This is a genomic window from Aeromicrobium endophyticum (assembly GCF_003586285.1).
GTDB classification, from domain to species: Bacteria; Actinomycetota; Actinomycetes; order Propionibacteriales; family Nocardioidaceae; genus Aeromicrobium; species Aeromicrobium endophyticum.
In genome coordinates this window covers 321051-344401 of the sequence record NZ_QUBR01000001.1, presented here as the reverse complement: position 1 = coordinate 344401, position 23351 = coordinate 321051, and the positions used below count along the sequence as shown (strand labels likewise).

At 68.9% G+C, this 23351-nt stretch carries 39 protein-coding genes; 32 read left to right on the top strand and 7 right to left on the bottom strand.

Annotation, left to right across the window (positions count from 1 at the left end):
- The first annotated feature begins 3 nt into the window (after positions 1-3).
- From rpsS to DX116_RS01690, 20 genes are all read left to right on the top strand, one after another.
- The gene (gene rpsS / locus DX116_RS01785) at positions 4-285 is read left to right on the top strand and encodes a 30S ribosomal protein S19 (RefSeq protein WP_056606173.1); all 282 of its coding nucleotides are present in this window, start codon (positions 4-6) and stop codon (positions 283-285) included.
- Positions 282-740 carry a 50S ribosomal protein L22 gene (gene rplV, locus DX116_RS01780; RefSeq protein WP_119702513.1) on the top strand — a complete coding sequence of 153 codons (459 nt, stop codon included), beginning with the start codon at positions 282-284 and terminating at the stop codon, positions 738-740. Before rpsS ends, rplV begins: the two co-directional genes overlap by 4 nt.
- On the top strand, positions 740-1576 hold the full coding sequence (rpsC, locus tag DX116_RS01775; protein WP_119702512.1) for a 30S ribosomal protein S3: 837 nt from the start codon (positions 740-742) through the stop codon (positions 1574-1576). The genes rplV and rpsC overlap by 1 nt, the downstream gene beginning before the upstream one ends.
- On the top strand, positions 1576-1995 hold the full coding sequence (gene rplP, locus DX116_RS01770; protein WP_119702511.1) for a 50S ribosomal protein L16: 420 nt from the start codon (positions 1576-1578) through the stop codon (positions 1993-1995). Before rpsC ends, rplP begins: the two co-directional genes overlap by 1 nt.
- Positions 1995-2219 (top strand): 50S ribosomal protein L29, encoded by a 225-nt coding sequence (rpmC, locus tag DX116_RS01765; RefSeq protein ID WP_056606182.1) that lies wholly within the window; start codon positions 1995-1997, stop codon positions 2217-2219. The genes rplP and rpmC overlap by 1 nt, the downstream gene beginning before the upstream one ends.
- Positions 2216-2506, top strand: coding sequence for a 30S ribosomal protein S17 (gene rpsQ / locus DX116_RS01760; protein ID WP_119702510.1), 291 nt, complete (start codon positions 2216-2218; stop codon positions 2504-2506). The genes rpmC and rpsQ overlap by 4 nt, the downstream gene beginning before the upstream one ends.
- Positions 2507-2516: 10 nt before the next feature.
- Entirely contained in the window at positions 2517-2885 is a 369-nt protein-coding gene (gene rplN / locus DX116_RS01755; RefSeq protein WP_056209423.1) for a 50S ribosomal protein L14, read from the top strand.
- A gap of 1 nt (position 2886) precedes the next feature.
- The gene (rplX, locus tag DX116_RS01750) at positions 2887-3249 is read left to right on the top strand and encodes a 50S ribosomal protein L24 (RefSeq protein WP_056606188.1); all 363 of its coding nucleotides are present in this window, start codon (positions 2887-2889) and stop codon (positions 3247-3249) included.
- 1 nt (position 3250) lies between these two features.
- Entirely contained in the window at positions 3251-3823 is a 573-nt protein-coding gene (gene rplE / locus DX116_RS01745) for a 50S ribosomal protein L5 (RefSeq protein ID WP_119702509.1), read from the top strand.
- A gap of 1 nt (position 3824) precedes the next feature.
- Positions 3825-4010, top strand: a complete 186-nt coding sequence (locus DX116_RS01740) for a type Z 30S ribosomal protein S14 (RefSeq protein WP_056209415.1) — start codon at positions 3825-3827, stop codon at positions 4008-4010.
- Positions 4011-4109: 99 nt separating this feature from the next.
- Positions 4110-4517, top strand: a complete 408-nt coding sequence (rpsH, locus tag DX116_RS01735; protein ID WP_119702508.1) for a 30S ribosomal protein S8 — start codon at positions 4110-4112, stop codon at positions 4515-4517.
- Between the two features lie 15 nt (positions 4518-4532).
- Positions 4533-5075: a 50S ribosomal protein L6 gene (rplF, locus tag DX116_RS01730; RefSeq protein ID WP_119702507.1), complete on the top strand. Its 543-nt coding sequence runs from the start codon at positions 4533-4535 to the stop codon at positions 5073-5075.
- A 3-nt stretch (positions 5076-5078) separates the two neighbouring features.
- Positions 5079-5462 carry a 50S ribosomal protein L18 gene (gene rplR / locus DX116_RS01725; RefSeq protein ID WP_056606200.1) on the top strand — a complete coding sequence of 128 codons (384 nt, stop codon included), beginning with the start codon at positions 5079-5081 and terminating at the stop codon, positions 5460-5462.
- Between the two features lie 43 nt (positions 5463-5505).
- Positions 5506-6123: a 30S ribosomal protein S5 gene (rpsE, locus tag DX116_RS01720; RefSeq protein WP_119702506.1), complete on the top strand. Its 618-nt coding sequence runs from the start codon at positions 5506-5508 to the stop codon at positions 6121-6123.
- Positions 6123-6305 (top strand): 50S ribosomal protein L30, encoded by a 183-nt coding sequence (rpmD, locus tag DX116_RS01715; protein WP_119702505.1) that lies wholly within the window; start codon positions 6123-6125, stop codon positions 6303-6305. The genes rpsE and rpmD overlap by 1 nt, the downstream gene beginning before the upstream one ends.
- A gap of 1 nt (position 6306) precedes the next feature.
- Positions 6307-6747, top strand: a complete 441-nt coding sequence (rplO, locus tag DX116_RS01710) for a 50S ribosomal protein L15 (protein WP_119702504.1) — start codon at positions 6307-6309, stop codon at positions 6745-6747.
- A gap of 130 nt (positions 6748-6877) precedes the next feature.
- The gene (secY, locus tag DX116_RS01705) at positions 6878-8185 is read left to right on the top strand and encodes a preprotein translocase subunit SecY (protein ID WP_119702503.1); all 1308 of its coding nucleotides are present in this window, start codon (positions 6878-6880) and stop codon (positions 8183-8185) included.
- Entirely contained in the window at positions 8186-8749 is a 564-nt protein-coding gene (locus DX116_RS01700; RefSeq protein WP_119702502.1) for an adenylate kinase, read from the top strand.
- Positions 8750-8762: 13 nt separating this feature from the next.
- Positions 8763-9599, top strand: a complete 837-nt coding sequence (map, locus tag DX116_RS01695; protein WP_199715886.1) for a type I methionyl aminopeptidase — start codon at positions 8763-8765, stop codon at positions 9597-9599.
- Between the two features lie 4 nt (positions 9600-9603).
- Positions 9604-9972 carry a hypothetical protein gene (locus tag DX116_RS01690; protein ID WP_199715885.1) on the top strand — a complete coding sequence of 123 codons (369 nt, stop codon included), beginning with the start codon at positions 9604-9606 and terminating at the stop codon, positions 9970-9972.
- A gap of 15 nt (positions 9973-9987) precedes the next feature.
- On the opposite strand, the gene DX116_RS01685 is transcribed toward DX116_RS01690, so the two are convergent.
- Both DX116_RS01685 and ddaH read right to left on the bottom strand, forming a co-directional pair.
- Positions 9988-11835 carry a CHAP domain-containing protein gene (locus DX116_RS01685; RefSeq protein WP_147393549.1) on the bottom strand — a complete coding sequence of 616 codons (1848 nt, stop codon included), beginning with the start codon at positions 11833-11835 and terminating at the stop codon, positions 9988-9990.
- 77 nt (positions 11836-11912) lie between these two features.
- Complete coding sequence (gene ddaH / locus DX116_RS01680) at positions 11913-12782, bottom strand: dimethylargininase (protein ID WP_233556535.1); 870 nt, start codon at positions 12780-12782, stop codon at positions 11913-11915.
- A 155-nt stretch (positions 12783-12937) separates the two neighbouring features.
- On the opposite strand from ddaH, the gene DX116_RS01675 reads away from it, so the two are divergent.
- From DX116_RS01675 to rplQ, 8 genes are all read left to right on the top strand, one after another.
- Positions 12938-13405, top strand: a complete 468-nt coding sequence (locus DX116_RS01675) for an Lrp/AsnC family transcriptional regulator (protein ID WP_119702499.1) — start codon at positions 12938-12940, stop codon at positions 13403-13405.
- 182 nt (positions 13406-13587) lie between these two features.
- Positions 13588-13809 carry a translation initiation factor IF-1 gene (gene infA, locus DX116_RS01670; RefSeq protein WP_007078610.1) on the top strand — a complete coding sequence of 74 codons (222 nt, stop codon included), beginning with the start codon at positions 13588-13590 and terminating at the stop codon, positions 13807-13809.
- Positions 13810-13861: 52 nt separating this feature from the next.
- Positions 13862-13975 (top strand): 50S ribosomal protein L36, encoded by a 114-nt coding sequence (rpmJ, locus tag DX116_RS01665; protein ID WP_056606235.1) that lies wholly within the window; start codon positions 13862-13864, stop codon positions 13973-13975.
- Positions 13976-14167: 192 nt separating this feature from the next.
- A complete protein-coding gene (rpsM, locus tag DX116_RS01660) occupies positions 14168-14536 on the top strand; it encodes a 30S ribosomal protein S13 (RefSeq protein ID WP_056606237.1) in 369 nt (122 codons plus the stop codon).
- A 6-nt stretch (positions 14537-14542) separates the two neighbouring features.
- Positions 14543-14938 carry a 30S ribosomal protein S11 gene (gene rpsK, locus DX116_RS01655; RefSeq protein WP_056606241.1) on the top strand — a complete coding sequence of 132 codons (396 nt, stop codon included), beginning with the start codon at positions 14543-14545 and terminating at the stop codon, positions 14936-14938.
- 43 nt (positions 14939-14981) lie between these two features.
- Positions 14982-15590, top strand: a complete 609-nt coding sequence (rpsD, locus tag DX116_RS01650) for a 30S ribosomal protein S4 (protein WP_119702498.1) — start codon at positions 14982-14984, stop codon at positions 15588-15590.
- Between the two features lie 85 nt (positions 15591-15675).
- Positions 15676-16686 (top strand): DNA-directed RNA polymerase subunit alpha, encoded by a 1011-nt coding sequence (locus tag DX116_RS01645; protein ID WP_119702497.1) that lies wholly within the window; start codon positions 15676-15678, stop codon positions 16684-16686.
- 50 nt (positions 16687-16736) lie between these two features.
- Entirely contained in the window at positions 16737-17306 is a 570-nt protein-coding gene (gene rplQ, locus DX116_RS01640) for a 50S ribosomal protein L17 (RefSeq protein ID WP_119702496.1), read from the top strand.
- Between the two features lie 52 nt (positions 17307-17358).
- Here the strand turns inward: rplQ and DX116_RS01635 are convergent, their stop codons facing one another.
- Positions 17359-17952 carry a class I SAM-dependent methyltransferase gene (locus tag DX116_RS01635; RefSeq protein WP_119702495.1) on the bottom strand — a complete coding sequence of 198 codons (594 nt, stop codon included), beginning with the start codon at positions 17950-17952 and terminating at the stop codon, positions 17359-17361.
- Positions 17953-18072: 120 nt separating this feature from the next.
- Between DX116_RS01635 and DX116_RS01630 the strand changes: the two genes are divergently transcribed.
- From DX116_RS01630 to DX116_RS01620, 3 genes are read left to right on the top strand one after another with little or no spacing between them, the layout of a single operon-like run.
- Complete coding sequence (locus DX116_RS01630; protein ID WP_119702494.1) at positions 18073-18921, top strand: DUF4394 domain-containing protein; 849 nt, start codon at positions 18073-18075, stop codon at positions 18919-18921.
- Positions 18922-18981: 60 nt separating this feature from the next.
- Positions 18982-19542: a sigma-70 family RNA polymerase sigma factor gene (locus DX116_RS01625; RefSeq protein ID WP_233556534.1), complete on the top strand. Its 561-nt coding sequence runs from the start codon at positions 18982-18984 to the stop codon at positions 19540-19542.
- Entirely contained in the window at positions 19539-20213 is a 675-nt protein-coding gene (locus DX116_RS01620; RefSeq protein ID WP_119702493.1) for an anti-sigma factor family protein, read from the top strand. Before DX116_RS01625 ends, DX116_RS01620 begins: the two co-directional genes overlap by 4 nt.
- Before the next feature lies 1 nt (position 20214).
- Here the strand turns inward: DX116_RS01620 and DX116_RS01615 are convergent, their stop codons facing one another.
- The 4 genes from DX116_RS01615 to truA are packed head-to-tail and all read right to left on the bottom strand — an operon-like array spanning position 20215 to position 22641.
- Positions 20215-20991: an endo alpha-1,4 polygalactosaminidase gene (locus DX116_RS01615; RefSeq protein WP_119702492.1), complete on the bottom strand. Its 777-nt coding sequence runs from the start codon at positions 20989-20991 to the stop codon at positions 20215-20217.
- On the bottom strand, positions 20988-21329 hold the full coding sequence (locus DX116_RS01610; protein WP_119702491.1) for an MmcQ/YjbR family DNA-binding protein: 342 nt from the start codon (positions 21327-21329) through the stop codon (positions 20988-20990). The genes DX116_RS01615 and DX116_RS01610 overlap by 4 nt, the downstream gene beginning before the upstream one ends.
- Before the next feature lie 26 nt (positions 21330-21355).
- Entirely contained in the window at positions 21356-21853 is a 498-nt protein-coding gene (locus tag DX116_RS01605; protein ID WP_119702490.1) for a GNAT family N-acetyltransferase, read from the bottom strand.
- Positions 21850-22641, bottom strand: coding sequence for a tRNA pseudouridine(38-40) synthase TruA (gene truA / locus DX116_RS01600; RefSeq protein ID WP_119702489.1), 792 nt, complete (start codon positions 22639-22641; stop codon positions 21850-21852). The genes DX116_RS01605 and truA overlap by 4 nt, the downstream gene beginning before the upstream one ends.
- An 84-nt stretch (positions 22642-22725) precedes the next feature.
- Here truA and DX116_RS01595 point away from each other — a divergent pair, with 84 nt between their 5' ends.
- On the top strand, positions 22726-23313 hold the full coding sequence (locus DX116_RS01595) for a hypothetical protein (RefSeq protein WP_119702488.1): 588 nt from the start codon (positions 22726-22728) through the stop codon (positions 23311-23313).
- Positions 23314-23351: the final 38 nt, after the last annotated feature.

Here is a 23351-nt window from a genome sequence, read left to right as displayed (position 1 = left end):
CTAATGCCACGCAGTTTGAAGAAGGGCCCGTTCGTTGACGGGCACCTCGAGAAGAAGGTCGACGTCCAGAACGCGGCCGACACGCACACCGTGATCAAGACCTGGTCGCGTCGCTCGATGATCCTGCCGTCCTTCATCGGACACACGATCGCCGTGCACGACGGCCGCAAGCACGTGCCCGTGTTCATCACGGACTCGATGGTGGGTCACAAGCTGGGCGAGTTCGCCCCGACCCGCACGTTCCGCGGTCACGAGAAGGACGATCGGAAGGCGAAGAGGCGATGAGTGCAGCTACCCGTGAGAGCGTCAGCGCTCGCCGCGAGCGTCTGCTGGGCGACGAGCCCGGCGCGTTCGCCGTGGCCCGCTTCGTTCGCGTCACCGCGCAGAAGTCGCGCCGCATCGGCGACCTGATCCGCGGCGAGTCCGTCGACAACGCGCTGGCCACCCTGCAGTTCGCGCCGCAGGCCGTCGCCGAGGTGTTCTACAAGCTCGTCGACAGCGCCGCTGCCAACGCCGAGTCCACCGAGGGCCTCGACCGGTCGTCGCTGATCATCACGACGGTCCACGTCGACGAGGGTCCGACGATGAAGCGCTGGCGCCCGCGCGCCAAGGGTGCGGCCAACCGCATCCTCAAGCGCAGCAGCCACCTGACCGTGGTCGTCCAGCCGGCTGAGTTCGTCGAGGGCAAGCGCCTCGCCGCAGCCACCAAAATCTCCAAGAAGAAGGGCGGGAACCGATAGTGGGACAGAAGATCAACCCGCACGGGTTCCGACTGGGCATCTCGACGGATCACAAGAGCCGTTGGTACGCCGACAAGCTCTACAAGAGCTACGTCGGTGAGGACGTCCAGATCCGCAGGATGCTCACCAAGGGCATGGACCGCGCCGGCATCAGCCGTGTCGAGATCGAGCGCACGCGTGAGCGTGTCCGCGTCGACATCCACACGGCTCGTCCGGGCATTGTCATCGGCCGCCGTGGCGCCGAGGCCGACCGCATCCGCGGCGACCTCGAGAAGCTCACGGGCAAGCAGGTGCAGCTGAACATCCTCGAGGTCAAGAACCCCGAGATGGACGCGCAGCTGGTCGCCCAGGGCGTCGCCGAGCAGCTCTCCGGTCGCGTGCAGTTCCGTCGCGCCATGCGCAAGGCCATGCAGTCGACGATGCGCTCGGGTGCCAAGGGCATCCGTATCCAGTGCTCGGGCCGCCTCGGTGGTGCCGAGATGTCGCGCTCGGAGTTCTACCGCGAGGGCCGCGTGCCCCTGCACACGCTTCGCGCCGACGTCGACTACGGCTTCTACGAGGCCAAGACGACCTTCGGCCGCATCGGCGTGAAGGTCTGGATCTACAAGGGCGAGGTTGCGGGCACCCGCGCCGAGCGCGAGGCCGAGGCGGCCAAGCGTGCGGCCGCTCCCGGCAGCAACCGTCGTCCCGCCCGTGGCGGTGCCGCCGGTGGCGCGCGTCGTCCCGAGCGTCCCGCTCGCGACGAGGCCGCTCCCGCGACCGACGCCGCTCCGGCGACCGAGGCCGCTCCGGCCGAGGCCGTTGCCGCCACTACTCCTGCAGGGGAGGCTTCCTGATGTTGATGCCCCGAAGGGTCAAGTACCGCAAGCAGCACCACCCCGCTCGTCGCGGCGCCGCCAAGGGCGGCACCGAGCTGGCGTTCGGTGACTACGGCATCCAGTGCATCACGCCGGCCTACGTGACCAACCGTCAGATCGAGTCCGCTCGTATCGCCATGACGCGTCACATGAAGCGTGGCGGCAAGGTGTGGATCAACATCTACCCCGACCGTCCGCTCACCAAGAAGCCTGCCGAGACCCGCATGGGTTCCGGTAAGGGTTCGCCCGAGTGGTGGGTCGCCAACGTCAAGCCCGGCCGCGTCATGTTCGAGCTGTCCGGTGTCGACGAGAAGACCGCCCGTGAGGCCACGCGCCTCGCGATCCACAAGCTGCCCATGAAGGCACGCTTCATCTCCCGAGAGACAGGTGAGCTGTGATGGCCGCAGTGACCACCGCCGCAGAGCTGCGCGCCGTGAGCGCCGAGGACCTGGCTGAGAAGCTGGCCGAGTCCAAGGAAGAGCTGTTCAACCTGCGCTTCCAGAACGCCACGGGGCAGCTCGACAACACCGCCCGTCTGCGTGCCGTCCGCAAGGACATCGCCCGTATCTACACCGTCATGCGCGAGCGCGAGCTCGGCATCGTCGAGGGGGCTGAGGCATGACCGACAAGAAGACTAATGAAGGCGAAGCAGTGACTGAACGCACCGCACGCAAGACCCGTGAGGGTCTCGTCGTCAGCGACAAGATGGACAAGACCGTCGTGGTCAACGTCGAGGACCGTGTCAAGCACGCCCTCTACGGCAAGGTCCTGCGACGCAACATCAAGCTCAAGGCTCACGACGAGTCCAACGCTGCCGGCATCGGCGACCGGGTCCTGATCATGGAGACCCGTCCGCTCTCGGCGACCAAGCGCTGGCGCATCGTCGAGATCCTCGAGAAGGCCAAGTAGGAGACGACAGATGATTCAGCAGGAGTCTCGACTCAAGGTCGCCGACAACACCGGTGCGAAGGAAATCCTCTGCATCCGTGTCCTCGGTGGCTCGGGCCGTCGTTACGCGGGCATCGGTGACACCATCGTCGCCACCGTGAAGGACGCCATCCCCGGCGGAAACGTCAAGAAGGGCGATGTCGTCAAGGCTGTCGTCGTGCGCACCGTCAAGGAGCGCCGCCGTCCCGATGGTTCGTACATCAAGTTCGACGAGAACGCAGCCGTCATCCTCAAGGCGGACGGAGATCCGCGCGGTACGCGCATCTTCGGCCCCGTCGGCCGTGAGCTTCGCGACAAGAAGTTCATGCGCATCATCTCTCTCGCACCGGAGGTGCTCTGACATGGCCCGCAAAGGCACCGTCAGCATTCGCAAGGGTGACCAGGTCAAGGTCATCGCTGGCAAGGACAAGGGCGTGACCGGTTCGGTCATCGAGGTCCTCGCCGAGCACGATCGCGTCATCGTCGAAGGCGTCAACCGCGTCAAGCGCCACACCAAGCCTTCGCAGGCCGGTGGCGTGGGCTCGGGCGGCATCATCACCAGCGAGGCGCCGATCCACATCTCGAACGTCATGCTGCTCGCCGACAAGGAGCCGACGCGTGTCGGCTACCGCCGCGACGACGTCACCAAGACGCGTCCCGACGGCTCGACCTACTCGGCCCAGCGCAGCGTCCGCATCGCCAAGAAGACCGGAAAGGAGATCTGACATGGCTGACGACACCACCACCACGGCCACGGCCCCCCGTCTGAAGACGCGGTACCGCGAGGAGATCCTCCCGGCCCTGCGCGACCAGTTCGACTACGACAACGTGATGCAGGTTCCCGGCCTCACCAAGATCGTCGTCAACATGGGCGTCGGCGAGGCCGCGCGCGACGGCAAGCTGATCGAGGGCGCGATCCGCGACCTCACCGCGATCACCGGCCAGAAGCCGCAGGTCACCAAGGCCCGCAAGTCCATCGCCCAGTTCAAGCTGCGCGAGGGCATGCCGATCGGCACGCACGTCACGCTGCGCGGCGACCGCATGTGGGAGTTCCTCGACCGTCTGCTGACGCTCGCGCTGCCCCGCATCCGCGACTTCCGCGGCCTGAGCCCCAAGCAGTTCGACGGTCGCGGCAACTACACCTTCGGTCTGACCGAGCAGGTCATGTTCCACGAGATCGACCAGGACAAGATCGACCGCTCGCGCGGCATGGACATCACGGTCGTCACCACGGCGACCAACGACGACGAGGGGCGCGCGCTGCTCAAGCTGCTCGGCTTCCCCTACAAGGAGAACTGACATGGCGAAGACTGGTCTCAAGGTCAAGGCCGCGCGCAAGCCTAAGTTCGCGGTCCGCGGCTACACCCGCTGCCAGCGGTGCGGCCGTCCGCGCTCGGTCTACAAGAAGTTCGGCCTCTGCCGCATCTGCCTTCGCGAGATGGCGCACCGCGGCGAGCTGCCGGGCATCACCAAGAGCTCCTGGTAGTCACTACCTTCATCCCCACCACGTCGTAGGTCCCTTCCCACTCGGTGCACGAGCACTCGAAGACGAAGACGAAACCGCGGCGAGAACGGAACACCAGCAATGACAATGACCGATCCGATCGCAGACATGCTCACGCGTGTCCGCAACGGCAACCAGGCGTACCACGACAGCGTGGCCATGCCCTACTCCAAGCTGAAGGCCGGCGTCGCCGAGATCCTGAAGCAGGAGGGCTACATCACCTCGATCGACGTGGCCGAGCCCAAGGAGGGCGAGGTCGGCAAGACGCTGACGATCACCCTCAAGTACGGCCCGCACCGCGAGCGCTCGATCGCCGGCATCCGCCGCATCAGCAAGCCGGGCCTTCGCGTGTACGCGAAGTCGACCGGCCTGCCCAAGGTGCTCGGCGGCCTCGGCGTCGCCATCATCTCGACCAGCCAGGGTCTGCTCACGGACCGCCAGGCCAACCAGAAGGGCGTAGGCGGAGAAGTCCTCGCCTACGTCTGGTGAGAGGGGCCTGAACACATGTCACGCATCGGCAAGATTCCAGTCACGATCCCGGCAGGCGTCGAGGTCACCATCGAGGGCCAGGACGTCCGCGTCAAGGGTCCCAAGGGCGAGCTGACGCACACCGTCGCCGAGCCGATCACGGTCGCCAAGGCCGAGGACGGCGTGCTGTCGGTCGAGCGTCCCAACGACGAGCGCAAGAGCAAGGCCCTCCACGGCCTCTCGCGCACGCTGATCAGCAACATGGTCGTCGGCGTCACCGAGGGCTACGAGAAGAAGCTCGAGATCGTCGGCGTCGGTTACCGCGTCGCGCTCAAGGGCCCCACCGAGCTCGAGTTCGCACTCGGCTTCAGCCACCCGGTCGTCGTGAAGGCCCCCGAGGGCATCACGTTCGCCGTCGAGAAGCCGACCGCGTTCTCGGTCATCGGCATCGACAAGCAGGCCGTCGGCGAGGTCGCCGCGAACATCCGCAAGATTCGCAAGCCCGAGCCCTACAAGGGCAAGGGTGTCCGTTACGCCGGCGAGCACGTTCGTCGCAAGGTCGGAAAGGCTGGTAAGTAGTCCATGGCTATCTCGATCAGGCACAACAAGAGCGTCAAGGGTCGTACGGCATCGCGTCTGCGTCGCCAGATCCGCGGTCGCAAGAAGATCCACGGATCGGCCGAGCGTCCGCGTCTCGTCGTCACGCGCTCCAACAAGCACCTCGTGGCCCAGGTCGTCGACGACCTCCAGGGACACACGCTGGCATCGGCGTCGACCATGGAGGCCGACCTGCGCGGGCTCGACGGCGACAAGACGGCCAAGGCCAAGCGCGTCGGCGAGCTCGTGGCCGACCGCGCCAAGGCTGCCGGTGTCGCCACCGTGGTCTTCGACCGCGCCGGCAACAAGTACGCGGGACGGGTCGCGGCTCTGGCCGACGGCGCTCGCGAGGGCGGACTGGAGTTCTGATGACCATCACCACAGACATTTACTCAATCGTGAGGAGTGCCGCATGAGCGGGCAGCAGCGCCGCGGAGGCGGAGGCGGACGGGGCCGTGACAACGGTCGCGGCGCCGAGAAGTCGCAGTACATCGAGAAGGTCGTCACGATCAACCGTGTCGCCAAGGTCGTCAAGGGTGGTCGTCGCTTCAGCTTCACCGCCCTGGTGATCGTCGGCGACGGCGATGGTCAGGTCGGCATCGGCTACGGCAAGGCCAAGGAAGTTCCCACCGCGATCGCCAAGGGCGTCGAAGAGGCCAAGAAGTCCTTCTTCCGCGTCCCGCGCATCCAGGGCACCATCCCGCACCCCGTGCAGGGCGAGAAGGCGGCTGGCGTCGTGTTCCTGCGCCCGGCATCGCCCGGTACCGGCGTGATCGCCGGTGGCCCGGTGCGCGCCGTGCTCGAGGCTGCTGGCGTCCACGACGTGCTGAGCAAGTCGCTGGGCTCGTCCAACGCGATCAACATCGTCCACGCGACCGTGGCGGCCCTGCGCCTGCTCGAGTCGCCCGAGGACGTCGCATCGCGTCGTGGCCTGACGGTCGAGCAGGTCGCTCCGGCGGCCCTGCTGCGCGCCGGCAAGGAAGGCATCGCCGAGGCCAAGGCCAAGGCTGACGCCGGGGCGGGTGTCTGATGGCCAAGCTCCAGGTGACCCAGACCAAGTCCGGCATCGGACGCAAGCAGAACCAGCGCGACACCCTGCGCTCGCTCGGTCTCAAGAAGATCGGCGACGTGGTGGTCGTCGAGGATCGTCCCGAGCTCCGCGGCATGGCTGAGTCCATCCCGCACCTCGTGGACGTCAAGGAGGTTAACTGACATGGCGCTCAAGCTGCACCACCTGCGCCCCGCCCCCGGAGCCAAGACCGCCAAGACCCGCGTGGGTCGCGGTGAGGGCTCCAAGGGAAAGACGGCCGGACGCGGAACCAAGGGCACCAAGGCCCGCTACCAGGTTCCTGCCGGCTTCGAGGGTGGACAGGTTCCCATCCACATGCGTCTGCCGAAGCTGAAGGGGTTCAAGAACCCGTTCCGCGAGGAGTACCAGGTCGTGAACCTGGACCGCATCGCCGAGCTCTACCCCGATGGCGGTGACATCGACGTCGCGTCGCTGGTCGCCAACGGCGCGGTCCGCAAGGGCCGTCCCGTCAAGGTCCTCGGCCAGGGCGAGATCTCGGTCAAGGTCCAGGTCACGGCAGACAAGTTCTCCGCCTCGGCCAAGAGCAAGATCGAAGCAGCCGGCGGGTCCACCACCGTGCTGTGACCCCATGAACGGCGGGATCCTCCGATCGGAGGGTCCCGCCGTTCTCGGTGGCTGTTAGAGTCACACCGCGGGCGAGAGCCCGCTTTTGTCCGTTCTACCCACGCACGCCACGTGCACGAGGAGGATCACGGTGCTCAGCGCCTTCGTCCACGCCTTCCGGACGCCCGACCTGCGGAAGAAGATCCTCTTCGTCCTGTTCGTCATCGTCCTGTTTCGACTCGGTTCGACGATGCCCGCACCGGGCATCAACGTCGGCAACGTCCAGGCCGCCGTCACGGCCGCCTCGTCGGGTGAGAACAGCAGCCTGTTCGCGCTGATCAACGTCTTCTCCGGCGGCGCGCTGCTGCAGCTGACGGTGTTCGCGCTGGGCATCATGCCCTACATCACCGCGAGCATCATCCTGCAGCTGCTCGTCGTGGTGATCCCGCGTCTGGAGGCCCTCAAGAAGGAGGGCCAGGCCGGGCAGACCAAGATCACGCAGTACACGCGCTACCTGACGCTGGGGCTGGCCATCCTGCAGGCCACCGGCATCGTCGCGCTGGCTCGCAGCGGCAACCTGTTCGGCGGCGCCGAGCAGGGTCGTCCGCTGCTCTACAACCCCGACAGCATCCTGTCGTTCCTGCTGATCGTGCTGACGATGGTCGCCGGCACGGCCGTGATCATGTGGCTCGGCGAGCTGATCACCGACCGTGGAGTCGGCAACGGCATGTCGATCCTGATCTTCACCCAGGTCGTCGCGACGTTCCCCGGGGCCATGTGGCAGATCAAGCAGACCAAGGGCTGGGCGACCTTCGTGGCCGTCATCGCGATCGGCCTGGTCATCGTGGCCGCGGTGATCTTCATCGAGCAGGCCCAGCGCCGCATCCCCGTGCAGTACGCCAAGCGCATGGTGGGACGCCGCATGTTCGGCGGCTCGTCGACGTACATCCCGCTCAAGGTCAACCAGGCCGGCATCATCCCGGTCATCTTCGCCTCGAGCCTGATGTACCTGCCGGCCCTGATGGCGCAGTTCAACTCGGGCGCCCCGTGGGCCACGTGGATCAACGACAACTTCGTGAAGGGCGACCACCCGCTCTACATGGCCACGTTCTTCATGCTGATCGTGTTCTTCACGTACTTCTACGTCTCGATCACGTTCAACCCCGAGGAGGTCGCCGACAACATGAAGAAGTACGGCGGCTTCATCCCGGGCATCCGCGCCGGACGGCCCACGCAGGACTACCTGGGCTACGTGCTCAGCCGCATCACCGCACCGGGTGCGCTGTACCTCGGCCTGATCGCCCTGATCCCGATGATCGCGATCGCTGCGATCGGTGCCAGCCAGAACTTCCCGTTCGGCGGCACCACGCTGCTCATCATCGTCGGCGTCGGCCTCGACACCGTCAAGCAGATCGAGAGCCAGCTGCAGCAGCGCAACTACGAAGGGTTCCTCAAGTAAATGCGACTCCTCATCATGGGTCCGCCCGGGGCGGGCAAGGGAACGCAGGCCGTCAGCCTGGCCGAGCGCATCGGTGGGGCGCACATCTCGACGGGTGACATCTTCCGGGCCAACGTCCGCGACCAGACCGAGCTGGGCCGCACGGCGCAGCGCTACATGGACGCCGGCGAGTACGTGCCCGACGAGGTCACCAACGCGATGGTCAAGGACCGCTTGGCCCAGGACGACGCCAAGGACGCCTTCATCCTCGACGGCTACCCGCGCACGGTCGACCAGGTCGCGAAGCTCGACACGATCCTCGCCGAGCTCGGGCAGAGGCTCGACGGCGTCATCGAGCTCGTGGTCGACCCCGAAGAGCTCATCCAGCGGCTGCTGAAGCGCGCCGAGACCAGTGGCCGGGCCGATGACACCGAAGAGGTCATCCGGCACCGCCAGGAGGTCTACACGGCGGAGACCGCACCGCTGCTCGAGGTCTACGGATCGCGGGGCCTGCTGTTCGAGGTCGACGGTGTGGGCGAGGTCGACGAGGTCGCTCGGCGCATCGACGCCGTCCTGCCGTCCTAGCCCCGGTCACCTGATGTTCGACCGCGGCATCGAGATCAAGACGCCCGACCAGATCGCCTCGATGCGCTCCGCCGGGCTGGTGGTCGCACACACGCTCGAGCTGCTGCGGCGCGAGGCCCGGGCGGGCGTCACCACGGGTGAGCTCGATGCCATGGCGCACGAGCACATCGTGGCGTCCGGCGCCACCTCGAACTTCCTGAACTACGGCGCCCACGGCCCGTCCGGCGAGGGCGGGTTCACGGGTGTCATCTGCACGTCGGTCAACGACGAGGTCGTGCACGGCATGCCGGGCTCGCGGGTGCTGCGCGACGGCGACATCATCTCGATCGACTGCGGCGCGATCGTCGACGGCTGGCACGGCGATGCCGCGATCACGGTGGCGGTCGGCGAGGTCCCCGACGAGATCACCGCGTTGCTGCAGGCCACCGAGGACGCCATGTGGGCCGGCATCGCGGCGGCGGCGCTCGGCGGCCGGGTCGGCGACATCAGCCACGCGATCGAGACCTCGGTCGTCGCCGCGGGCGACTACGGGATCGTCGAGGGCTACACGGGCCACGGCATCGGCTCCGCGATGCACCAGCCGCCCGACGTGCCCAACTACGGGCGCCCGCGTCGCGGCGCCAAGCTGGTCGAGGGTCTGGCCCTGGCGGTCGAGCCCATGGTCACCCTGGGCACCGGCAGCACCCGCACGCTGGCCGACGACTGGACGGTCGTGACCACCGACGGCTCGTGGTCGGCGCACGTCGAGAACACCTTCACCCTCACCGACACCGGCACGTGGGTGCTGACGTCCCTCGACGGTGGTCGGGAGCGTCTTGCTGCGCTCGGCGTGCCGTATGGGGGAGACTGACGTCATGAGGCTCCTCGTCGCAAGTGCTGCGCTGCTGCTGGTCGCGGCCTGCGGCTCAGGAGGCGGGGCGGGCTCAGGCAGCCCCGAGGGCGCCGTGAGCGACCTCATGGCCGCGCTCGAGAAGGGCAGCTGCACCGACGTGAAGAGCGTCGTGGTCACGCCCGACGACATCGACTGCGAGATGATCGGCACGCTCAAGGGTGACTACGCCGCCGACGGGGTCGACCTCGACGCGATCGAGCTGTCGGCCGACGAACCGGTCGATGGCAGCGCGACCGTCACGGTCGACCTCGGCACCGACGAGGACGACCAGACGTGGCAGGTGCAGCAGGTCGACGGCTCCTGGAAGGTGCTGTTCGACTCCGAGGCCTGACGGCCGGGTGGTGCCTCAGCGCACCGTCGCGGACTTGGTCTTGGTGCCGGTGGCGACGGTCGACGATCCGCCGTAGGTGATGCGGTAGGTCTGTCGTCCGGTGGGCTGCCCGGTCACCGTGAGGACCGTTCTGCCCTTGACGAGCTTGGCGGTGCGCGTGCGACCGGCCGGGTCGACGACCGACACGGATCCGGTCGGCACGACGCCGCCGGCACCCTTGACGCGGATCGTGAGCGCGACGCGGCCGGCGGCCGGCGAGGTGGCCTTGACCGAGAGCGTGGCGGCCGACCGCGTCCTGCGCGCGGCGGCGGTCGTGACGGTGCGGGCCGAGTAGCCCGACACCTTGTAGGTGACGGTGGCGGACAGCCGGCGCCCGACGTCGCCGGGCGACACCTTGCGCGTACGGCTGGTCGCCCCGCTGATGGCCTTGCCGTCGCGCATCCACTGATAGCGCACCGAGGCGTTGGCAGGGGAGTAGGTGCCCGGGTCGATCGTCAGGACGGCACCGGCGCTCGGCGACCCGGCGATGCGCGGGCCCTTGGCGACGTCGATGCGCCCGGTGCCGACGGCCGACGTCGCCGCGGAGGTGGCAGTCGCGGAGGTGTAGCCGGCACGACGAGCCGTCACGCGCACCGTGATGGTGGCGCGACGCTCGCGGGCGGTCGGCCGGAAGGTCTGTGCGGTGGCGCCGGCGACGGCCCGTCCGTCGGCGTACCACTGGAAGGTCGTGGTGGCCGCCGGTGACCACGTGCCCGGCGAGGCGGTCAGGGGCGCACCGACCCGCGGGGTGCCCGTCACCGATGGGCCGGACCTGCGGACCAGCGTGCCGCCAGCGACGGAGGCCGTGGAGGCCGACGTCGAGGTCGCGGGGGTGAAGCCCGCGCGGCTCGCGGTGACCCGGACCGTCAGCGGCTGACCCACGTCGGCTGCCTGCGCCGCGTAGGTGGCACTGGTGGCGCCGGCGATCGAGTTGGCACCCGAGAACCACTGGTAGGTCAGCGCCACGTCCGTGCGCGACCAGGTGCCGCCCGTCGCACTGAGGCGCTGCCCGATCTTGGCGGTGCCGGTGACCACCGGGCGTCGGGAGGCCGTGAGGGTGCCAGGCGCGACGACAGCCGGCGGCGAGACGGCCCGCACGGTGGCCGATCCCGTCCGGATGCCGCTGACCTGCACCGTGAGGTTGCGGTAGGCGGTGACCGGCGTCGGCGTGTAGGTCTTGGCGGTCGCGCCGGTCAGCGGCGCACCGTCGAGCATCCACTGGTACTGGAAGCTCGCAGGCGCCGGGTTCCAGGTGCCGGTGGACGCGGTGACGGCGGCGCCGACGGTCGGGGAGCCGACGATCGCCGGCTGCGTGGAGCTGACGGGCGCCGGAGGCGTGAAGTGGATGATGCCGTCGGGCCAGCCGCCGCCGGACTTGGTGATCTTGCGCCAGTCGAAGGCACCGCTCCAGTTGGACTCCGAGACCCAGATCTCGCTGCTGGAGACGACCTTCTCGATGTACGCGACGTGGTTGCCGGTCTTGCCCCACCACGCGACGGCGCCGACGGCGGGCGTCGCATTGGTCACCGAGGCCATCGCGGTGCCCCAGTCGCGGGCGTTGCCGACGCCGGGCGCGGGCCGCTTGGTCGACAGGCCGTTGGTGGTGATGAGCCGGTAGGCGACGTAGTTGGTGCAGTTGGTGCCCGTGTACATGCCCCAGTAGCTGGTGCCCTTGGCCGACGCGTAGCCCGCGTGCGAGTACCCCTGGTTGCTGCACCCCGTGTAGGTCGTGCAGAGGACGGTCGACGCCGCGTGAGCAGGAGCCACTGGCACCAGGAGGGCGGCGAAAAATAGCACGACGAGTGCGATCCGAGACTGCGACACGCCGACACTCTACGTGACAGATGGGGCTCGTGTGACTCGATGGGCTCAGATCGTCCGCGAGCGGGAGTCGGCGGGCCTCAGCGGTGCAGCTCCATCGTGCAGCACTTGACGCTGCCGCCGGACTTGACGAACTCGCCGAGGTCGACCGGCACGGGCGTGTACCCGCGCTGCCGGAGGTCGGTCGCCAGCGCGGTGGCGGCCGACGGCAGGACGACGTGGCGTCCGTCGCTGACGGCGTTGAGGCCCAGCACGAGGGCATCGGCCTCCGAGCACAGGATCGCGTCGGGGAACAGGTCGCGGAGCGTCCGCTGGCTGTGCCGGCTGAAGGCGCCGGGGTAGTAGGCGATGTCGGCGGGGGCGGAGCCGTGCCCGTCGTCGAGCACCGCGATCGCCACGTCGAGGTGGTAGAAGCGGGGATCGACCAGCTCGAGCGAGACGACCGGACGGTCGAGGGCGTCGGCGGCCTCGATGTGCGCCTCGAGCGACGTGCGGAAGCCCGTGCCTGCAAGGATCATCGATCCCAGCGCCAGGAAGTCGCCCTCGCCCTCGTTGGTGCGCGACGGCTCGACCACCTCGTAGCCGTGCTCGGTCAGCCACGAGGCGTACGCCCCGCCCTCGGCCGCGCGCTCGGCGAAGCGGAACTTGGCGCCGTACGCGCGGCGGCCGATGACCAGGCCGCCGTTGGCGGCGAAGACCATGTCGGGCTGGCCCGGCAGCGGGTCGATCAGGTCGACGCGGTGGCCGAGGCTCAGGTACGTCTGACGCAGCACCTCCCACTGCAGCCGGGCGCGCGCGGTGTCGACGGGGTTCTCGACGTCCATCCAGGGATTGATGGCGTACGTGACCTCGAAGTGGGAGGGCGTGCACATCAGGTAGTGCCGGGTGCGGCTCAGGCGGTCGGCCTGGTGGTGCGGGGCGGCGGTGGCGCGGGTGTCGAGAACGGTCAAGGTGAGGCCTCCGGGGGTGAGCTCAGGCAGTGACTCTGCACGATGACCAACACTAGGCGCGGCCCTGCGCCGTCAACGAATCCGAAATCGCCGTTCCTGCGGTCATTTCTTGCGCTTGTGTCGTCCCAGCGGCGATTTCTTGCGAGACTGTGTGCATGGACGATCTCGACCGTCAGCTCATCGGATGCCTGCTCGAGGACGGCCGCGCCAGCTATGCGGCGATCGGCGACCGGATCGGCCTGTCGTCGCCGGCCATCAAGCGCCGGATGGACCGGCTGGTCGAGGACGGTGTCATCGCCGGGTTCACCGCGATCCTCGACCCGCAGCTGCTCGGATGGACGACCGAGGCCTACGTCGAGGTGCACTGCCAGGGCACCATCTCCCCGGACCGGCTGCGCGACGCCTTCAGCCGGGTGCCGGAGGTGCACGCGGCCGCCACGGTCTCGGGTGCCGCCGACGCGATCCTGCACATCGTCGCCAAGGACGTGCGTGACCTCGAACGGGCGCTCGAGCGCGTGCGGGAGGAGACGGCCAGCGTCGACCGCACCGAGACCGCGATCGTCCTGTCGCGCCTGATCGACCGGTACGGTCCCGGCCAGACCGAGTTCCGCCCGCCGTCGTGATGCCTGGCGCAGCCGGGGGCGATTTGAGTCTGCCGGCCCCGAGGGCGTAGAATCGGGAGTCGGCCTTTTCAGGTCTGCTCACCCATGTCACGGCACCCGCTCCGGCGGTGTGCGGGGTGCGTCCCGGCCGGAGCAACACATCATCACGTGACATCACATGCAGTGCAACCAAAGAAGAGGTCATGGCGAAAAAAGAAGGCGTCATCGAGATGGAAGGTGCCGTGGTCGAGGCTCTTCCCAACGCGATGTTCCGTGTGGAGCTGGCCAACGGTCACAAGGTTCTCGCGCACATCAGCGGCAAGATGCGTCAGCACTACATCCGCATCCTCCCCGAGGACCGGGTCGTGGTCGAGCTCTCGCCGTACGACCTCTCCCGCGGTCGCATCGTCTACCGCTACAAGTAAGTCCCGCTACACCTCAACATCCACGCATCGATCCCCAAGAGAGAGAATCTCGATGAAGGTCAACCCGAGCGTGAAGAAGATGTGTGACAAGTGCAAGGTGATCCGTCGCCACGGCCGCGTCATGGTGATCTGCGAGAACCCGCGGCACAAGCAGCGCCAGGGCTGAACAGACACATCGGCTTCACAGCAACAGCAGCACGCAACATCTGATCGCTCCCGTCGAAGACAGCCACACGGCTGGCCGCGGCGGGTCACCCCCGGAAGCGTAGGCCGGGGCCCGGTTCCAGGTCATCTGACTTGGGAGGCAACCGGGACGCATCGGATGACCACACCTCGCACAATGGAAGGAACTGCCTAGATGGCACGCCTCGTAGGAGTCGACCTCCCGCGCGAAAAGCGCATCGAGATCGCACTCACGTACGTATTCGGAATCGGCCGCACCCGCGCCACCGAGACCCTCGCGGCAACCGGCATCAGCCCGGACAAGCGAGTCCACGAGCTCGACGACAACGACCTCGTAGCGCTCCGCGATCACATCGAAGCGAACTACCAGACCGAGGGCGACCTGCGTCGCACGGTCACGGCAGACATTCGCCGCAAGATGGAGATCGGCAGCTACCAGGGCCGTCGTCACCGTGCGCACCTGCCCGTCCGTGGCCAGCGCACCAAGACCAACGCGCGCACCCGCAAGGGCCCCAAGCGCACCGTCGCCGGAAAGAAGAAGTGATAGCGCATGCCTCCTAAGTCAGCTGGCAAGAAGGTCCGCCGCAAGGAAAAGAAGAACGTCGCCGCGGGTGAAGCCCACATCAAGAGCACGTTCAACAACACCCACGTGACCATCACGGACCCCACGGGCGCCGTGATCTCGTGGGCCTCCGGCGGAACCGTCGGATTCAAGGGCTCGCGCAAGTCGACCCCGTTCGCGGCCGGCATGGCCGCCGAGTCGGCCGGTCGTCAGGCCATGGAGCACGGGATGAAGAAGGTCGACGTCTTCGTGAAGGGCCCCGGTTCGGGCCGCGAGACGGCGATCCGGTCGCTGAGCGGAGTCGGCCTCGAGGTCGGCACCATCTCCGACGTGACCCCCAGCCCCCACAACGGCTGCCGTCCCCCCAAGCACCGTCGTCTCTGACGTCGCTGCCCTGAATCAGACACAGTCCTAGGAGTTATCAACCATGGCCCGTTACACCGGACCTCTCACCAAGAAGTCGCGCCGTCTCGGCATCGACCTCGTCGGTGGTGACGCTGCATTCGAAAAGCGTCCTTACCCTCCCGGCCAGCACGGCCGTGCGCGCGTCAAGGAGTCGGAGTACCGCAACCAGCTGCTCGAGAAGCAGAAGGCGCGCTACACCTACGGAGTGCTCGAGAAGCAGTTCCGCAAGTACTACGAGCTCGCCTCGCGTCGCCCCGGCAAGACCGGCGACAACCTGCTCCAGATCCTGGAGTCGCGTCTCGACAACGTCGTCTACCGTGCCGGCTTCGCCCGCACGCGTCGTCACGCCCGGCAGCTCGTCAACCACGGGCACTTCATCGTCAACGGCGTCAAGACCGACATCCCGTCGTTCCAGGTGAGCAAGCACGACATCATCGACGTCAAGCCCAAGTCGCTGGAGACCACGCCGTTCATCGTCGCGCGTGAGACCCACGACAAGGACACCGTCCCCGGCTGGATCGACGTCGCGCCCGACCGCGGTCGCATCCTCGTCCACTCGCGGCCCGTCCGCGAGCAGATCACGGTTCCGATCCAGGAACAGCTGATCGTGGAGTTCTACTCCAAGATCTGATCCCCCCTGCGCCGGCCACCCCCACGGGTGGCCGGCGCGCGACCCGGGCCTTCAAATAGAGGTCGGTCCGGAAAGGAAGAAACCCATGCTGATCGCCCAGCGCCCCGCCCTGTCCGAAGAGGTCGTCGACGAGTTCCGTTCGCGGTTCGTCATCGAGCCCCTCGAGCCCGGCTTCGGCTACACCCTCGGCAACTCGCTGCGTCGCACGCTGCTCTCGTCGATCCCGGGTGCGTCCGTCACCTCGATCAAGATCGACGGCGTGCTCCACGAGTTCTCCACGATCCCCGGCGTGACCGAGGACGTCACCGAGATCATCCTGAACCTCAAGGAGCTCGTCGTCTCGTCCGAGAACGACGAGCCCGTCGTGATGTACCTGCGCAAGGAGGGTGAGGGCAGCGTCACCGCCGCCGACATCCAGCCTCCCGCCGGTGTCGAGGTCCACAACCCCGACCTGCACATCGCGACGCTCAACGCCAAGGGCAAGATCGAGATCGAGCTCGTCGTCGAGCGTGGCCGCGGCTATGTCTCGGCCGTGCAGAACAAGTCCGGCGACGAAGAGATCGGCCGCATGCCGGTCGACTCGATCTACTCGCCGGTGCTGAAGGTGACGTACAAGGTCGAGGCCACCCGCGTCGAGCAGCGCACCGACTTCGACAAGCTCGTCATCGATGTCGAGACCAAGAAGTCGATCCTCCCGCGCGACGCCATCGCGTCGGCCGGCTCGACCCTGGTCGAGCTGTTCGGTCTGGCCCGCGAGCTCAACGTCGAGGCCGAGGGCATCGACATCGGTCCCAGCCCGGTCGACGAGCAGCTCGCTGCCGACCTGGCCCTGCCGATCGAGGACCTCAACTTCACGGTGCGGTCGTACAACTGCCTCAAGCGCGAGGGCGTCCACACCGTGGGCGAGCTCATCACGCGCTCGGAGCAGGACCTGCTCGACATCCGCAACTTCGGTTCGAAGTCGATCGACGAGGTCAAGGCCAAGCTCAGCGAGATGGGTCTGGCGCTCAAGGACAGCCCGGCCGGGTTCGACCCGTCCGCGGCCATCGACGCGTACGACGACGACGCCAGCTTCGCCGAGGACGAGCAGTACTGACGTACTGCACGACCACGGCAACCCAGCCCGATTGATTCTGGAGACCAACCATGCCCACCCCCACCAAGGGACCCCGCCTCGGCGGTAGCCCGGCTCACCAGCGCCTGATCCTGGCCAACCTCGCGCAGAACCTGTTCGAGCACGGCAAGATCACCACGACGGAGGCCAAGGCCCGCCGTCTGCGCCCCTACGCGGAGTCGCTCATCACCAAGGCCAAGAACGACACGGTGGCCAACCGCCGCCAGGTCGTCAAGGTCATCCGTGACAAGAGCATCCTGCACACGCTGTTCACCGAGATCGGTCCCGCCATGGCGACCCGTCCCGGCGGATACACGCGCATCACGAAGGTCGCGCCGCGCAAGGGCGACAACGCCCCCATGGCCGTCATCGAGATCGTGGAGGCCAAGGCCTTCGGCGCGCAGAACCAGACGCCGAAGAAGTCCGCCACCGCCCCGGCCGCTCCGGTCGAGGCCGAGCAGACGCCAGCCGTCGATCCCGAGGACGCTCCGTCCGACGACCTCGGAACCGACGTCGACGTGGTCGAGGCCACCGAGGACGCCCCCGAGGCGGCCGAGACGGTCGAGAGCTCGACCGACGACGAGGCCACCGAGGCCAAGTAGTCCCAGCCGCACCACGCACGCCCGTCACCGTCTGGTGGCGGGCGTTCGTGCGTCAGGACGCCCGACGCACCTCCAGGACGCGGAAGCCCTTCTCGCTGCCGAGGCGCGCGGTGGGCCAGCCCTGGTCGACCAGCCAGCGCTGCAGCGAGTCCGAGCCGAGGTTCTTGCCCACGACGAGCAGCGCCGTCCCGCCCGGCGCCAGCCGTGGGAGCCACAGCAGCAACAGCTCGTGCAGGGCCTGCTTGCCGACGCGGATCGGCGGATTCGACCAGATCTGGTCGAACACCACGTCCGTCGGCACCTCGGCGGGCAGGGCGGCGTGCACCTCGACGCCCAGGTGCTCGGCGTTGAGCCGAGTCAGCTCGAGGGCCCGCTCGTTGACGTCGACCGCCCAGACGGTCGCGGCCGGGGACGCCGAGGCGATGGAGCACGCGATGGGCCCCCAGCCGCAGCCGAGGTCGAGCACCGTGCCGCCGGACGGGGCCGTGCCGGTGCGCAGCAGCACCGCCGTCGCCTTGTCGAGGCCGTCGTGCGAGAACACGCCGCTCGAGGTGGTGAACGTCAGCTCACGGCCCCACACGACAGCGGTCACCTCGTGGCGGCGGTCGTCGCTGGCCGGAGCCGGATCGAAGTAGTGGTCTGCCACGCCGCCAGTCTCGCAGTGCGCGCGTCGAGAAAGTTCAGCGGATCGTCAACGCGGACGCTGTCTGCTGGGTATACCCCTGTGAGGCCGGCACCGTCGCCGTCCCGGACATCGGAGGAACTCATGCGCCAGCGAACACGTCATCTCGTCGCTCTCGGAGCGGTCACGGCCCTCACGGCAGGCAGCGGCCTGGCCGCGATCGGCTCGGCCGAGGCAGCCACGGTCCCCAAGACGGCCATCGGCCTGTCGTCGAACGGCAAGAACCTCACGGTCTTCAGCCTGACCACGGGCAAGCGCACCAAGGCGCTCGGACAGGCCAAGGGCCTGTCGGGCGACACCCGGCTGGTCGGCATCGACGAGCGTCCGGCCGATCACAAGATCTACGGCGTGGGCAACAAGGGCGGCATCTACGTCGTGTACCGGGCCGACGGCAAGGTCCGCAAGGCCTCGCAGCTGAGCGTCCCGCTCGAGGGCACGCACTTCGGCGTCGACTTCAACCCCGCCGCCGACCGGCTGCGCATCATCAGCGACACCGGTCAGAACCTGCGCCACGACGTGAGCCAGAAGGCGCCCACGACCGCCGTCGACGGAGCGCTCAACTACGAGGGAGCGGTCGCCACCGGCGTGACGGCCGCGGCGTACACCAACAGCGACAACGATCCGTCGTCCGGCACGACCCTGTTCGACCTCGACACGGTCCGCGACCAGGTCGTGCAGCAGGTGCCGGCCAACTCCGGCAACCTGCTCGTCTCCGGACGCTTCGGGCCGCGTCAGGGACCCGTCGCCGGCTTCGACGTGGTCGGGTCCAACTCGGGCACGCGCACGGCCGACAACGTCGGCTTCGCCTCGCTGCGTCCCACCAACGGCGGCGCGGCGACGCTCTACCGCGTCAATCTGCTGAGCGGCAAGTTCACGAAGGTGGCACAGTTCGACAAGGACATCGCGGACATCGCGATCGCGCAGCCCCGATGATGCTGCGCACGCCCTGACCGGGTGACGTCCGACCCTCGTCGACGCAGAGGAGCAGCGCTGGTGGTCTCACGGCGGACTGCCCGGCCTGCTCGCGACGTCGGCGAGGGTGGACGTCTCGCGCCGGACGCCCTGGCGCGGGAGGGGTACGAGCGGCACGGCGCCGAGCTGTACCGCTACGCCCTCGCCCGGCTCGCGGACGACGCCGCGGCCCAGGACGTCGTGCAGGAGACCATCGTGCGGGCCTGGCGGGCCGGCGACCGCTACGATCCAGCCGCTGCCTCGCTGCGCACCTGGCTGTTCGCCATCGCGCGCAACGTCGTCGCCGACATCCTGACCGCGCGCCGGCGGGCCGCTGAGCTGCCCGCGCTCGTCCACGACCTCCGGAAGGACCACATGAGCGACCACAGCGCGGGCGTCGCCGACGCCGACCTGGTCACCTGGGCGCTCGGTCTGATCAGTCACGACCACCGGACGGCGATCGTCGAGACGTACCTGCGTGACCGCTCCTACGCCGACGTCGCCGCCGACCTGGGCGTGTCGGTCAGCACGCTGCGCAGCCGCGTGTTCCACGGGCTGCGTCAGCTCAGGCAGGCGACGAGCGAGATGGTGACCGACCGATGACGTCCGTCGGCAACGTCCACGACGAGCTGCGCGAGGCGCTCGGTGCCTACGCGCTGGGTCAGCTCGACGAGGGCCTGCGCCGCGACGTCGACCTCCACCTGGCGACGTGCGAGACCTGCCCGGCCGAGCTGGCCGAGATCGGCCCCGTGGTGCGGGCGCTGCGCACCGTCGACGTCGAGACCATCTCCGACGCGGCGTGGTCGCGCGAGGTGCCGCCAGGGCTCGACGAGCGCATCCGACAGGCGCTGCCGCGGCGTGGCGGCGCGACGCACCGACGACGTCGTGTTGTGGGCGCGGCCGCGACAGCGGTCGCCGTCGCCGCGGCGGTCGTCATCACGGCCGTCGTCGTGCGTGACGACCCCGGCCCGACGGTGATCGCGGTGCCCCAGGTGACGACGGCACCCGGCGTCACGGCCGCCGCAGGCCTGGTCGACCACTCGTGGGGGGTCGAGGTGAAGCTGCGGGCCTCCGGGCTGGCCGCGGGCGAGCGGTTCCGCATGTGGGTCGTCGCCGACGACGGCACCAGCCGTGAGGCGGGGGAGTTCGTCGGCGTCGCCGGCACCGAGATCGTGTGCGACATGAGCTCGTCGGTGCTGCTGGATCACGCCACGGCCTTCCGCGTCACCGACGACGAGGGCACCGAGGTCATCTCGGCCGCCATCGGGTCGTGAATCAGCAGGTGCGCGACACGTGGTGCCGCGAGCCGCGGGGCACGACGTCGCGGTCGCGCAGCAGGATCGACGCATGGCCCGACCGCTTGACGCATGCGCGGGCGAACGCCCGTCGGCCGTTGTCGGAGTACTCGATCTCGATCAGCCGCGTGCCGTACGTGCGGGTGTAGGCACCGCACTCGCGGTAGACCTCGCACTCCTCGGCGACGGCGAAGTCGAATCCCAGGCCGAGCCTGCTGAGCTGTGGCGCGTTCTTCTGGGCGATCGCCGTGCCCGAGGCATGCGCCTCGCGGACCAGCCGGCGGGCGAGGCTGACGGCGTGGCGCTTGCGGAGCAGGCCCTTCGACCGCGTCCACGAGTCGAGGTTGTCGGGCTCGACCGCCTGGAAGCCCCGGCGTTGGCACTGGTCGAACCAGGCCCGGTTGACTCGTGCGACCGCCGCACGGCGAGCGGGCGTGCGGATGTCGAGCAGCACCTCGTCGGGCCAGCCTGGATCGCGGACGAGCCGCCCACGGGCATCGCGCAGCAGCAGCGAGGGGTGCTTGGCCCTCCACCATCGCAACGTGCCGGGCTGGGTCTGGAACGAGTTGACGTAGCAGATCGAGTAGCGGCCGGGCGCGGGCGCCTCGGACCGGTCGCGGGTCACGATCTGCACGTTCGCGGCCGGCTGGTACGCCCCGCCGAGCTGGTAGTCGGCGACACCGGCGGTCGGAGGCAGGGTCACGGGAGTCGCGGTCAGCGCGACGACGGCGGCGATCGCCGCGAGCAGGCCGCTCATGCGTCACGCTCGGCACGGAGCCTCGCCGGGGCGACGAGGTGCCAGGCGTCGTCGACCAGCTCGAACAGCTCGTCGGCGTCGACCTGGTCGAGATCGATCAGCACGTAGTCGTACCCGTCGTAGTGGGAGGTGGTGAAGAACGCCGGGTCGTCGCCCTCGACCAGGGCGGCCTTGTCGCTCGCGGAGCAGCGCAGGACGAGCGGGCCGTCGGACTCGGTGCGCAAGCGTCCGATCAGCTTTCCGGCGACCTTGACCGCCGGCGTGCCGTACGACGTCGACTCGGCGACCTCGGGCAGCGTCGAGGCGAAGGCCACCAGATCGTCCCACGTGGCAGGCATGGCACCAGTGTGGCAGGGCAGGGGCCTCACGACGACGGGGTGCGGTGCACGAACTGCAGCTGTCGGCCCCAGCGCGGATGCATCCACTCGCCATCGGGGACGAAGCCGGCCTTGGTGACGACGCCCACGGAGGCCTCGTTGTCTGGCGCGATGCGGGCGATGACGCGGTCGACGAGTGGCTCGTGGCGCGCCCGGTCGAGCAGCAGCGTCACCGCGACCACGGCGAGCCCGCGACGGCGGTGGGCGGACGAGATGCGGTAGCCGAGCTCGACCTGGCCGTCGACCGGCGCGCCCTTGAAGCCGGCGTTGCCGACGATGACGCCCTCGGCGACCACGGCGTTCATGAGCCAGTCGGCATGGGCCGGGTCGTCGCGCAGCAGCCGCAGCATGAACGTCCAGATCTCGACAGGTGCCTGGAACTCGTCGGGCACGGGCGCGCCGATCAGCTGCTCGGCGACGACGCGATCGCCCGCCTCGAGCGCGCGGAACGCCTGCGGGTCGAGGGGCTGGAGGCGGACGGTCATGCGTCGCGCCGCCGTCGTGCGGCCACGGCGCGGGCGGCGAGGCCGTCGTCGTCGGGGTAGGTGACCTGCTCGAGCACCAGCCCGTGGGCGGGCATCACGGTGACCCTGGCGTCGCGGGCCGCCGTGGCCAGCACCCGGCCCGACCAGGCGGGCTCGAAGCGCCCCTCGCCCACGGCGACCAGGGCGCCCATCAGGGCTCGCACCATCGAGTGGCAGAACGCGTCGGCGCGCACGGTGGTCTCGATCAGGTCGCCGGAGCGCACAGCCGTCAGCTCGAGCAGGGTGCGGATGGTGGTCGCCCCCTCGCGGCGCTTGCAGAAGGCGGCGAAGTCGTGCTCTCCGAGCAGGTGGGCGGCCGCGGCGTTCATGGCCTCGACGTCGAGCGGTCGGCGCCACCCGACGACCGTGCCGCGCACCAACGGGTCGGGGCCGGCGGGGGAGTCGCACAGGCGGTAGACGTAGCGGCGCTCGAGAGCCGCGAAGCGGGCGTCGAAGCCGTCCGGGGCGATCGACAGCGACCGCAGGCCGATGTCGTCGGGAAGCAGCCGTCGAAGCCGCCGCTCGAGGGTCGGCGGGTCGACGTCGTCGAGGTCGACGTGGGCCACCTGACCGCGCGCGTGCACGCCGGCGTCGGTACGGCCGGCGCACGTGAGCGGGGGAGGGTGCTCGATCCGCAGGATCGTGGCGAGGGCCGTCTCGATCTCGCCCTGGACGGTGCGCAGGCCCGGCTGGACGGCCCAGCCGCGAAAGGCGGTCCCGTCGTAGGACAGGTCGAGTCGCAGGCGCACGACGTCACGCTATCGGGACGCCCGTCCGCGGGCGATGCTCGCCCGGTCCGGACCGGGCGAGCGAGCGTTCGGCAGAGTGGTCACGTGAACACACGACGTGGTCGGGCGGTCGTCCCACTGGCAGCTGTCCTGGTCATCACCCTCGCGGGGTGCTCCGGGCGAGACGGCGATCCCGCCGACGTCCTGCAGAGCGTCTCGCCGCCCGGGGCCGGCTCGACGGCGTGGCGGTACGACGTCGAGGCGCTGAGCGAGGTCGCCGGCGACGACTACGAGGAGGTGCGCGGCCAGGTCGCCGTCAGCGGCGCAGGGGCCGACGAGCGGGGCCCCGCCGGCGGCGATCGCTACGCCGCGGGATGGTCGCGCACCGTCGCGCAGAGCACCTCTGACGATGCCTGTGACGACCTCGCCGCGTGGTTCAGCGACAACGCCCAGCACCTGCCGGGCGATCTGGACGAGTCGCTCGGACGGGTGCCGTCGGTGCGCACGATGCATCGACGGTGCGTGCAGGCGGCTTCTGTCCGGGCGCCTGACGGAGGCAGCACCTCGGACGTGTTCCTCACGTACCCGAACAGCGAGCACGACGGCTACCGGTACGGCATGTTCGCGGAGATGCGCACGCGGGGAACCGGCCACCGTCTCGCGGCGGTGTTCATGGCGGTCAAGCAGCCGTGAATGCCGACGCCCCCACCCCGCCGAGGCGGGACGGGGGC

Coding starts and splice junctions, on each gene's coding strand:
- rpsS (WP_056606173.1), top strand. CDS start 4: ATGCCACGCAGTTTGAAGAAGGGCCCGTTCGTTGACGGGCACCTCGAG.
- rplV (WP_119702513.1), top strand. CDS start 282: ATGAGTGCAGCTACCCGTGAGAGCGTCAGCGCTCGCCGCGAGCGTCTG.
- rplP (WP_119702511.1), top strand. CDS start 1,576: ATGTTGATGCCCCGAAGGGTCAAGTACCGCAAGCAGCACCACCCCGCT.
- rpmC (WP_056606182.1), top strand. CDS start 1,995: ATGGCCGCAGTGACCACCGCCGCAGAGCTGCGCGCCGTGAGCGCCGAG.
- rpsQ (WP_119702510.1), top strand. CDS start 2,216: ATGACCGACAAGAAGACTAATGAAGGCGAAGCAGTGACTGAACGCACC.
- rplN (WP_056209423.1), top strand. CDS start 2,517: ATGATTCAGCAGGAGTCTCGACTCAAGGTCGCCGACAACACCGGTGCG.
- rplX (WP_056606188.1), top strand. CDS start 2,887: ATGGCCCGCAAAGGCACCGTCAGCATTCGCAAGGGTGACCAGGTCAAG.
- rplE (WP_119702509.1), top strand. CDS start 3,251: ATGGCTGACGACACCACCACCACGGCCACGGCCCCCCGTCTGAAGACG.
- DX116_RS01740 (WP_056209415.1), top strand. CDS start 3,825: ATGGCGAAGACTGGTCTCAAGGTCAAGGCCGCGCGCAAGCCTAAGTTC.
- rpsH (WP_119702508.1), top strand. CDS start 4,110: ATGACAATGACCGATCCGATCGCAGACATGCTCACGCGTGTCCGCAAC.
- rplF (WP_119702507.1), top strand. CDS start 4,533: ATGTCACGCATCGGCAAGATTCCAGTCACGATCCCGGCAGGCGTCGAG.
- rplR (WP_056606200.1), top strand. CDS start 5,079: ATGGCTATCTCGATCAGGCACAACAAGAGCGTCAAGGGTCGTACGGCA.
- rpsE (WP_119702506.1), top strand. CDS start 5,506: ATGAGCGGGCAGCAGCGCCGCGGAGGCGGAGGCGGACGGGGCCGTGAC.
- rpmD (WP_119702505.1), top strand. CDS start 6,123: ATGGCCAAGCTCCAGGTGACCCAGACCAAGTCCGGCATCGGACGCAAG.
- rplO (WP_119702504.1), top strand. CDS start 6,307: ATGGCGCTCAAGCTGCACCACCTGCGCCCCGCCCCCGGAGCCAAGACC.
- DX116_RS01700 (WP_119702502.1), top strand. CDS start 8,186: ATGCGACTCCTCATCATGGGTCCGCCCGGGGCGGGCAAGGGAACGCAG.
- map (WP_199715886.1), top strand. CDS start 8,763: ATGTTCGACCGCGGCATCGAGATCAAGACGCCCGACCAGATCGCCTCG.
- DX116_RS01690 (WP_199715885.1), top strand. CDS start 9,604: ATGAGGCTCCTCGTCGCAAGTGCTGCGCTGCTGCTGGTCGCGGCCTGC.
- DX116_RS01675 (WP_119702499.1), top strand. CDS start 12,938: ATGGACGATCTCGACCGTCAGCTCATCGGATGCCTGCTCGAGGACGGC.
- infA (WP_007078610.1), top strand. CDS start 13,588: ATGGCGAAAAAAGAAGGCGTCATCGAGATGGAAGGTGCCGTGGTCGAG.
- rpmJ (WP_056606235.1), top strand. CDS start 13,862: ATGAAGGTCAACCCGAGCGTGAAGAAGATGTGTGACAAGTGCAAGGTG.
- rpsM (WP_056606237.1), top strand. CDS start 14,168: ATGGCACGCCTCGTAGGAGTCGACCTCCCGCGCGAAAAGCGCATCGAG.
- rpsK (WP_056606241.1), top strand. CDS start 14,543: ATGCCTCCTAAGTCAGCTGGCAAGAAGGTCCGCCGCAAGGAAAAGAAG.
- rpsD (WP_119702498.1), top strand. CDS start 14,982: ATGGCCCGTTACACCGGACCTCTCACCAAGAAGTCGCGCCGTCTCGGC.
- DX116_RS01645 (WP_119702497.1), top strand. CDS start 15,676: ATGCTGATCGCCCAGCGCCCCGCCCTGTCCGAAGAGGTCGTCGACGAG.
- rplQ (WP_119702496.1), top strand. CDS start 16,737: ATGCCCACCCCCACCAAGGGACCCCGCCTCGGCGGTAGCCCGGCTCAC.
- DX116_RS01630 (WP_119702494.1), top strand. CDS start 18,073: ATGCGCCAGCGAACACGTCATCTCGTCGCTCTCGGAGCGGTCACGGCC.
- DX116_RS01620 (WP_119702493.1), top strand. CDS start 19,539: ATGACGTCCGTCGGCAACGTCCACGACGAGCTGCGCGAGGCGCTCGGT.
- DX116_RS01615 (WP_119702492.1), bottom strand. CDS start 20,991: ATGAGCGGCCTGCTCGCGGCGATCGCCGCCGTCGTCGCGCTGACCGCG.
- DX116_RS01610 (WP_119702491.1), bottom strand. CDS start 21,329: ATGCCTGCCACGTGGGACGATCTGGTGGCCTTCGCCTCGACGCTGCCC.
- DX116_RS01605 (WP_119702490.1), bottom strand. CDS start 21,853: ATGACCGTCCGCCTCCAGCCCCTCGACCCGCAGGCGTTCCGCGCGCTC.